The sequence below is a fragment of the Beijerinckia sp. L45 genome (genome assembly GCF_009765775.1).
Classification (GTDB): domain Bacteria; phylum Pseudomonadota; class Alphaproteobacteria; order Rhizobiales; family Beijerinckiaceae; genus RH-AL1.
The window spans coordinates 66,098-73,479 of record NZ_LMUU01000107.1; the positions used below are offsets into that span (position 1 = coordinate 66,098).

Annotated in this window: 7 protein-coding genes; 3 read left to right on the plus strand and 4 right to left on the minus strand. The window is 65.2% G+C overall.

What is annotated here, in order from left to right; genetic code table 11:
• Positions 1–42 precede the first annotated feature (42 nt).
• From shc to htpG, 3 genes are all read right to left on the minus strand, one after another.
• Positions 43–2,043: a squalene--hopene cyclase gene (shc, locus tag GSQ79_RS11390; protein ID WP_158808834.1), complete on the minus strand. Its 2,001-nt coding sequence runs from the start codon at positions 2,041–2,043 to the stop codon at positions 43–45.
• Positions 2,044–2,135: 92 nt separating this feature from the next.
• On the minus strand, positions 2,136–3,383 hold the full coding sequence (gene hpnE / locus GSQ79_RS11395) for a hydroxysqualene dehydroxylase HpnE (protein ID WP_158808835.1): 1,248 nt from the start codon (positions 3,381–3,383) through the stop codon (positions 2,136–2,138).
• A 151-nt stretch (positions 3,384–3,534) separates the two neighbouring features.
• Positions 3,535–5,457, minus strand: a complete 1,923-nt coding sequence (gene htpG, locus GSQ79_RS11400) for a molecular chaperone HtpG (protein ID WP_158808836.1) — start codon at positions 5,455–5,457, stop codon at positions 3,535–3,537.
• A 507-nt stretch (positions 5,458–5,964) separates the two neighbouring features.
• On the opposite strand from htpG, the gene GSQ79_RS11405 reads away from it, so the two are divergent.
• From GSQ79_RS11405 to GSQ79_RS30315, 3 genes are read left to right on the plus strand one after another with little or no spacing between them, the layout of a single operon-like run.
• On the plus strand, positions 5,965–6,312 hold the full coding sequence (locus tag GSQ79_RS11405; RefSeq protein WP_246725276.1) for a DUF2794 domain-containing protein: 348 nt from the start codon (positions 5,965–5,967) through the stop codon (positions 6,310–6,312).
• Between the two features lie 56 nt (positions 6,313–6,368).
• Positions 6,369–6,584, plus strand: coding sequence for a hypothetical protein (locus GSQ79_RS11410; RefSeq protein WP_158808837.1), 216 nt, complete (start codon positions 6,369–6,371; stop codon positions 6,582–6,584).
• Positions 6,581–6,808, plus strand: a complete 228-nt coding sequence (locus GSQ79_RS30315) for a type II toxin-antitoxin system RelE/ParE family toxin (RefSeq protein ID WP_158808838.1) — start codon at positions 6,581–6,583, stop codon at positions 6,806–6,808. Before GSQ79_RS11410 ends, GSQ79_RS30315 begins: the two co-directional genes overlap by 4 nt.
• Positions 6,809–6,946: 138 nt before the next feature.
• Here GSQ79_RS30315 and GSQ79_RS29455 read toward each other — a convergent pair.
• Positions 6,947–7,382, minus strand: a 436-nt coding sequence (locus GSQ79_RS29455) for a Bax inhibitor-1/YccA family protein (RefSeq protein WP_246725263.1), incomplete at its 5' end; no start/stop codon positions are given.

Consider the following 7,382-nt stretch of genomic DNA (forward strand, 5'->3'; position numbering starts at 1 on the left):
TTGCAATGTCACTCCGGGCTCGGGAAGGCGAGCCCCTATTCGCTACATCCCGGCCAGGACCTGCCCATGGTTGCTGGCCTTCAGATTGCGGAACCGCGCCATCGCCCACAACGGGAAGAATTTCGCGTAACCGTGATACCGGAGATAAAACACCCGCGGAAAGCCGGTGGCGGTGAAGCGGGCCTCGTCCCACAAGCCGTCCGCCGCCTGGGTCGCCGTGAGATACCGCACGCCCCGCGCGACGCTGGGATCCTCCGCGCCGCCGACCGCCATCAGGCCGAGCAGCGCCCACGCCGTCTGCGACGCCGTGCTCGGCGCGACGCGATAGCCGGCATAGTCGTGGTCATAGCTTTCCGCGCCCTCGCCCCAGCCGCCGTCCGCGTTCTGGATCGCCTTCAGCCAGGCCACGGCACGCCGTACGCCGGGCGACTGCGGATCGACCTTGGCGACGTTAAAGGCGCAGAGCACCGACCACGTCCCGTAGATGTAGTTGAGGCCCCAGCGGCCGAACCAGCTGCCGTCCTTCTCCTGCGTCGCGATCAGATAGTCGACGGCCCGCTTCATCGCCGGGCTCGACTCCTGCGTCTCGCCGAGCTGCGCCAGCATGCTGATGCAGCGGGCGGTGACGTCGGCGGTCGGCGGATCCAGCAGCGCGCCGTGGTCGGCGAACGGGATGTTGTTGAGATACTCGTGGTCGTTGTCGGCGTCGAAGGCACCCCAGGCGCCGTTGGCGCACTGCAGCCCCTCGACCCACTCGCGCGCCCGCGAAATCGCGGCGTCGTACCCTTCGGCGGCATCCGAGGCGATGTGCTTGCGCGTCCGGTCCATCGCCATGACGACGACCGCCGTGTCGTCGAGATCGGGATAGTGCGCGTTGTTGTACTGGAAGGCCCAGCCGCCCGGCCGCACGTCGGGTTTCTGGGTCGCCCAATCACCCTTGACGTCGAGCACCTGAAGCGGCTTCAGCCAGTCGAGCCCGGCTTTGATCTTGCCGCTGTTGTTGCCCTGGTTTGCCTCGATCAAGGCATGGCACGCCAGCGCCGTGTCCCAGACCGGCGAGACGCAGGGCTGGAGATAGGCATAGTCCGCGTGCTCGACCATGAGCCCCTCGATCGCGCGAAGCGCTTGAAGCAACCTGGTATCGTCAGGCGCGACGCCGAGCACTTCGTACATCATCGCGGAATAGGCCATCGCCGGATAGATCGCGCCCAGACCGTCCTTGCCGTTCAAGCGCTCGGTGACCCAGTCCTCGGCCTTCCGCATCGCGCTCAACCGCGACCGTTTGGGAAAGAACGGCTCGGCGACCCGGAGAACCTTGTCGATCCCGTCGAAAACGATCTTCCAGAATGTCGACTGATGCGCGCCCGAGGGCCAGGTGCGAACCTCATCGGCCGGCATCACGAACAGCTCGCCAATGCCGATGCCGCGAGGATTCTTGGCCTCGGGCCGCGCGGCCATGACGACCATCATCGGCACCAGCACGGTGCGCGCCCAGTAGCTGACCTTGTCGAGGTGGAAGGGAAACCACTTCGGCAGATGCATGATCTCGATCGGCATCACCGGGATCGCCGTCCACGGCACCTCGCCATACAGCGCAAGCGCCGCGCGGGTGAACACGTTGGTCTGCGCCGCGCCTCCATGGGCGAGGATCGCCTCGCGGGCGCGGCGCATGTGCGGCGCATCCGGGCTGTCGCCGATCAGCTTGAGCGCGAAGTAGGCTTTGACGCTGGACGAGATGTTGAAGGCGCCATCCTGGAACAGCGGCCAGCCGCCATGCGCCGCCTGCCGGTCGCGGATGTAGCGGCCGAATTTGGCTTCCAGATCCGGGCGGATCGGCGCGGCACGAAAATGATGAAAGAGGATATATTCCGCCGGGATCGAGACGTCGGCTTCGAGTTCGAACACGAAATGCCCGTCGGCGTTCTGCAGATCGAGGAGCGCGGCCTCGGCGCGGCCGATCGACTGGTCGAGACCATCGAAGCCAATCGGGGAGGACAGTGTAGCCGCTTGCAACGTCTCGAAACTCCGTGATGGGTCGCCCATGCGAGACCGCGTCGGACGGCGGTCGGACGAAGGCGTGGATGGGCTGTTCTATCCTAGCTGATCGATCGAGGAAACGCTTTGGTAACTCTTGCTTAACCGACAGCGAGCGCCGCGGCGGCCTTGTTGCCGGAGCGGATCGATCCCTCGATCGTCGCCGGCAGGCCGGTATCCGTCCAGTCACCGGCGAGGACGAGATTGGTCAGGGCGCTTCGGGTGCCCGGCCGCTTGGCATCCTCCTCGGGCGTCGCGGCGAAGGTCGCCCGCTTCTCCCGGATGATCTGCCACGGCGGCAGCGGGTCGGTGATTCCCGTGGCGCGCTGGATGTCGTCCCACAGCGTCGCGACCAATGTGTCGCGCGGCACGTCGAGCAGCCGATCGGCACCGCTGATGGTGATCGACACCCGGTCGGGAAAGGCAAAAATCCATTCCACGGTGGCCCCGATGACACCGAGAATCGGCGGCAGGGTTTTGGGCGGCGCCATCTTGAAATGGGCGTTGACGATGGACCGGAAGGCGGTCGGCGCGGAGAGGCCGGGGATCAGCGCCGCGGCCGTCGGCGCGGGCACAGCGAGGATCACGCGGTCGTCCGGTCCAAGCGCGATGGTCTCGTCGCTGAACTCGAGCGCCTGCACCGCGCCGTTCTCCTGCTTCAGACGCCGCAGCGGATGGTCGAAGCGCAGGCTCGCCCCCTTGGCCGCGAGGTAGCGCAAGGCGGGATCGACGAAGGCCGCGCCGAGACCGTCGGCCGCGATCAGCGGGCGGCATGCCGCGCCGCCCTTGGCCAAGGTCTCCTTGATGATGGCGGCGGCCAGCGCCGCCGAGCTCTCCGGCGGATCGGTGTTCAGCGCGGCGAGCAACAGCGGCTGCCACAGCGCACGATAGAGCGGGCCGGCACAGGCCATGCGCGACGCGATCGTGTCGCTCTTGCCGGCGCGCATCAGTCGCGCGAGGCCGAGATAGTCCGACGCCTTGGTGCCGGGCACCCGGCGGTCCGCGCGAAAGATCCACCAGGGAATGCGGCCCATGTTCGGGCGCAGGGTCCAGGTAGCTCCATCGGCCAGGTCAACGAACGGAAACGACGCCTCTTTCGGGCCGACGAGCTGGGCCTCGGAGCCGAGGCGGCGGCAGTAGGCGCGCGCTGCGGCGTTTCCCGACAGCAACAGGTGGTTGCCGTTGTCGATCATCATGTCGAGCGTGGCGTCGTGATACGAGCGGCACCGCCCACCGGCCTGCCGCGCGCCTTCGTGCACGACGATGCTCCAGCCCCGCTCGCTCAGCGCTACGGCGGCCGCGAGCCCGGACAGGCCGGCGCCGATGATATAAACGGTCGGGCGGGTCATGGGGGATCCAAAGCGAGACGGGATGCGGCGCCCCCTCCACCGCCTTCGGCGGTCCCCCTCCCCCGCTGACGCGGGTGAGGATCGCCGGCGATATTCTCCCCTGCGAAGCAGGGGAGGGGGATGCGAAGCATGGTGGAGGGGGCCAGCCGCGTTATTGCGCCGCCTTGGTCAGGATCCGCGTGAGCCGCGCCGAGAACGCCGGGGCGTCCGCCGGCTTCTCGCCTTCCATCAGCCGGGCCTCGTCGAGCAGCAGCCAGACGATGTCCTCGAAGGCCGCTGCGTCGGTGTGTCCGGACAAGGCCGTGATCAGCGGGTGCGCAGCATTGACCTCCAGCACCGGTTTGGTCGCCTGGCCGAGCTGGCCGTGCTCCGCCAGCATCCGCTCGAGACGCCGGTCGAGGCCGCGGTCCTGCGCCACGAGGCACACCGGGCTCTCGGAGAGTCTGTCGGAGGCGCGGACGTCCTCGACGGAGTCGGCGAGGACCTCCTTCATCCGCGCGAAGAGCGAGACCTGCTCTTCGCTGGTTTCGTGCGATGGCTCTTCCTTGCCCTCTTCGAGCGGAATGTTCTTGAGGTCGGCCGCGCCCTGCGACACCGACTTGAACGGTTTGCCCTCAAAACCCTGCGCGTTGCCGATCCAGAACGCGTCGATCGGGTCGGGCAGCATCAGCACTTCGAGCCCGCGAGCGCGAAACCCTTCGAGCTGCGGGCTGGACTGCAGACGCTTCAGATCCTCGCCGAGAAGGTAATAAATCTCGGTCTGGTTTTCCTTCATCGCGGCGACGTAATCGGCGAGGCTGCGCTTGCCCTCGGGATGCGTCGAGGTGGCGAAGCGCGTCAGCTTGTAGATCGCGTCGCGGCGCTCGGGATCCTCGTAGAGTCCCTCCTTGAGGACGCTGCCGAAATTGTCCCAGACGATGTCGTAGCTGTCCTTGTTCGTCTCGGCGAACTTGGTGAGCTCCTGGACGATGCGATTGGTGACGCCCTTCTTGATCGCGGAAAACACCGCGCTCTCCTGGATCATCTCGCGGGAGACGTTGAGCGGCAGGTCGGCGCTGTCGACGACGAGGCGCATGAAGCGCAGCCAGTTCGGCAGTAGCTCGGCATCCTGCGAGATCAGCACACGGCGGACGTAGAGCTTGGCCTTCCCCTTGCGGCCTGGATCGAACAGGTCGAAGGGGCGCGAGCCGGGCACGAAGGCGAGCACGGTGTACTCGTGGCGCCCTTCGGCGCGCCAATGGATCGTCAGCGCCGGCGAATCGTACTGGTTGGCGAGGCTCTGATAGAATTCCTTGTACTCGTCTTCCGTCACCGCGCTCTTCGGCTTGGCCCACAGCGCCGTGCCTTCGCTTAGGGATTTGATCTCGGCGTCAGGGGCGTCCTGCAGCTTGATCGGAACCGCGATGGCGCCGGAGTTGTCGCGGACGATCTGCTCGATGCGATAGCTTTCGAGATACTCCTGCGAGGCCTCGTTGAGGTGCAGCACGACCTTGGTGCCGCGCATCGGCGCGGCATCCGCGGGCAACGACGCGATGGCGTAGGAGCCCTTGCCGTCGGACGTCCAGCGATAGGCGTGATCGGTCCCGGCGCGGTGGGTCTCGACGACGACGTGGTCGGCGACCATGAAGGCCGAGTAGAAGCCGATGCCGAACTGGCCGATCAGGTCGGAATTGATCTGCGGCTTCTCGGCGCCTTCGGTGGTCCCAAGCTTGTCGAGAAAAGCGCGGGTGCCGGAGCTGGCGATCGTGCCGAGCGCGCTGTTGAGATCCTCTTCCGACATGCCGATGCCGTTGTCGGCAACAGTCAGCGTCTTCGCATCCTTGTCGATGCCGATCGTGATCGCGAAGGGCTCTTCATCGGCGGTCAGCGCCGGGTTGGCGATCGCCTCGTAGCGCAGCTTCTCGCAGGCGTCGGCCGCGTTGGAGATCAGCTCGCGCAGAAAAATGTCGCGCTCGGAATAGATCGAGTGGACCATAAGATGCAGCAGGCGGGCGACGTCGGCCTGGAAGACATGCGTCTGTCCGGCTGCGGCCTCGGCCGGCGTATCCTGGATCGGCCCTTCGGCGGTGGTCATGGTGGTGGCTCCGTCAGACGTCAGGCAATGCGGCGATGGCACGCAGCCTCGAAAAGCGGCCCTGATATCGCGTGAGTGGCGGGGGAATTCAAGCCAGACGGTCGAAAAGCGCAGCCGAAGCGGTCCGAAACAAACGGAACCGGCCCGGAGCGATGCTTCGAGCCGGCTCGTTATCGCGCGTCTGAAAGTGATCCGTTCCGACCGTGCTCCGGCGGGCTGGGGGGCTGACGATACCGAGGCGCCATCGGATCGGACACGACGCGATAGCGGCATGTAAGAGGCCGCTCGGGGCGGCCCGGCGGCTGGACCTTGGCAGAAACAAGGATTTGGATCGGGCCCGATCACGAGATCGCGCGCCGAAACCGCCCCTTGCCCGATGGCTCCGGGCGCGCGATCATGCCGGTGAGATTCAGACCCGCCGATGGGCGGGCCTATGGCAAGGCAGCGAACGGCGGGCTCGTGAACGAGGATCAGGCAGGCGACGCGCAGCGAAGCGATATCCGGCTCTTGCGGCCGCAAACCCGTCCCGAGCCGAGCCCGCATCATCCCGTTCCGGAAACCGTCACCTTCGACAGGCAGGAGCTGCGCGAAATCCTCAACCTCTACGGCCGCAAAGTGGCCGAGGGCGAATGGCGCGATTACGCCATCGACTTCACCCGCGAGAAGGCGGTGTTTTCGATCTTCCGACGCGCCTCGGAATATCCGCTCTATCGTATCGAAAAGAACCCCAAGCTGGCGCGCAAACAGGGCGCCTTCAGCGTGTCGACGACGGCCGGTCTGGTGCTCAAGCGCGGGCAGGAATTGAAGCGCGTCATCGAGGTGTTGGACAAGAAGTTGAAGCTGGTGACGACGTAGGCGACCGGGATCTGCGTTACAGTTGCGAAGTCATGAAAATACTTAGACTAGCCGCTATGATCGATGATGGCGACAAACGGATCCCAATCAGCGAGGCGGCCGAGCCCGATCTGCGGGGTGAAGTTCGCGTTGAGACGATCGACGGCCGGGCGCCGGAGGTAATCGACCCGCGGCACCGCGACGCGGTGATGGAAGGCCTCGAACAAAGCAAAGTCGGGCGTTTTGCCTCTCAGAAAGATCTCGGCATGGTCGTGCAACGCCTGCGGTTGTGAGCCTCGAGTATTCCGAGCGAGCTCTTGAAGATCTTAAAGCTATCGCAGACTATTTTCGTGAAATCGGCGAGCCGGATGCAGGCGAGACAATCCTACACCGTATTTTTGCGACGGGCGAAAACATCCACCGCCTCCCGCTGATCGGCCGGAGGCAAGACATCCCGGGAATCCGCAAGATCCTTGCGGCCAACACATCGTACTTCAATATATTATCCGCTCGATGAAGTCAGCGGCAATGTCGTGATCTTGACGGTTCAGCACGCCCGTCTGGGTGCTCGTCCGTTCGATGACGCCTGAAAAACCCACGCACAAAAAAAGCCCCGGCGAACCGGGGCTTTTGCAGATCAGTCTGTGCGGGCCGTTTAGTTGTTGCGCGACCCGGTGAGGGCGAGCAGCGACTGGAAGATGTTGATGAAATCGAGGTACAGCATCAGCGCGCCGTTGATCGACTTCTTCGTCATCGCCTCGTAGCCGTCGCCGGCCCAGTACATTTCCTTGATCGCCTGCGTGTCGTAAGCGGTGAGCCCGGAGAAGATCAGCACGGACAGGCCGGACAGAGCGAACTGGAAGCCGGTCGACTTGATCAGGAACGCATTGACCAGACCGGCGATGATCAGGCCGAACACGCCCATGATCAGGAACGAGCCCATCGGCGAGAGGTCGCGCTTGGTCGTGTAGCCGTAGAGGCTGAGCGACCCGAACGCGGCGGCCGTGATGAAGAACGCGCGGTAGACCGAAGCGCCGGTATAGACCAGCAGGATCGACGAGAGCGACAGACCCATCGCCGCCGAGAAAGCG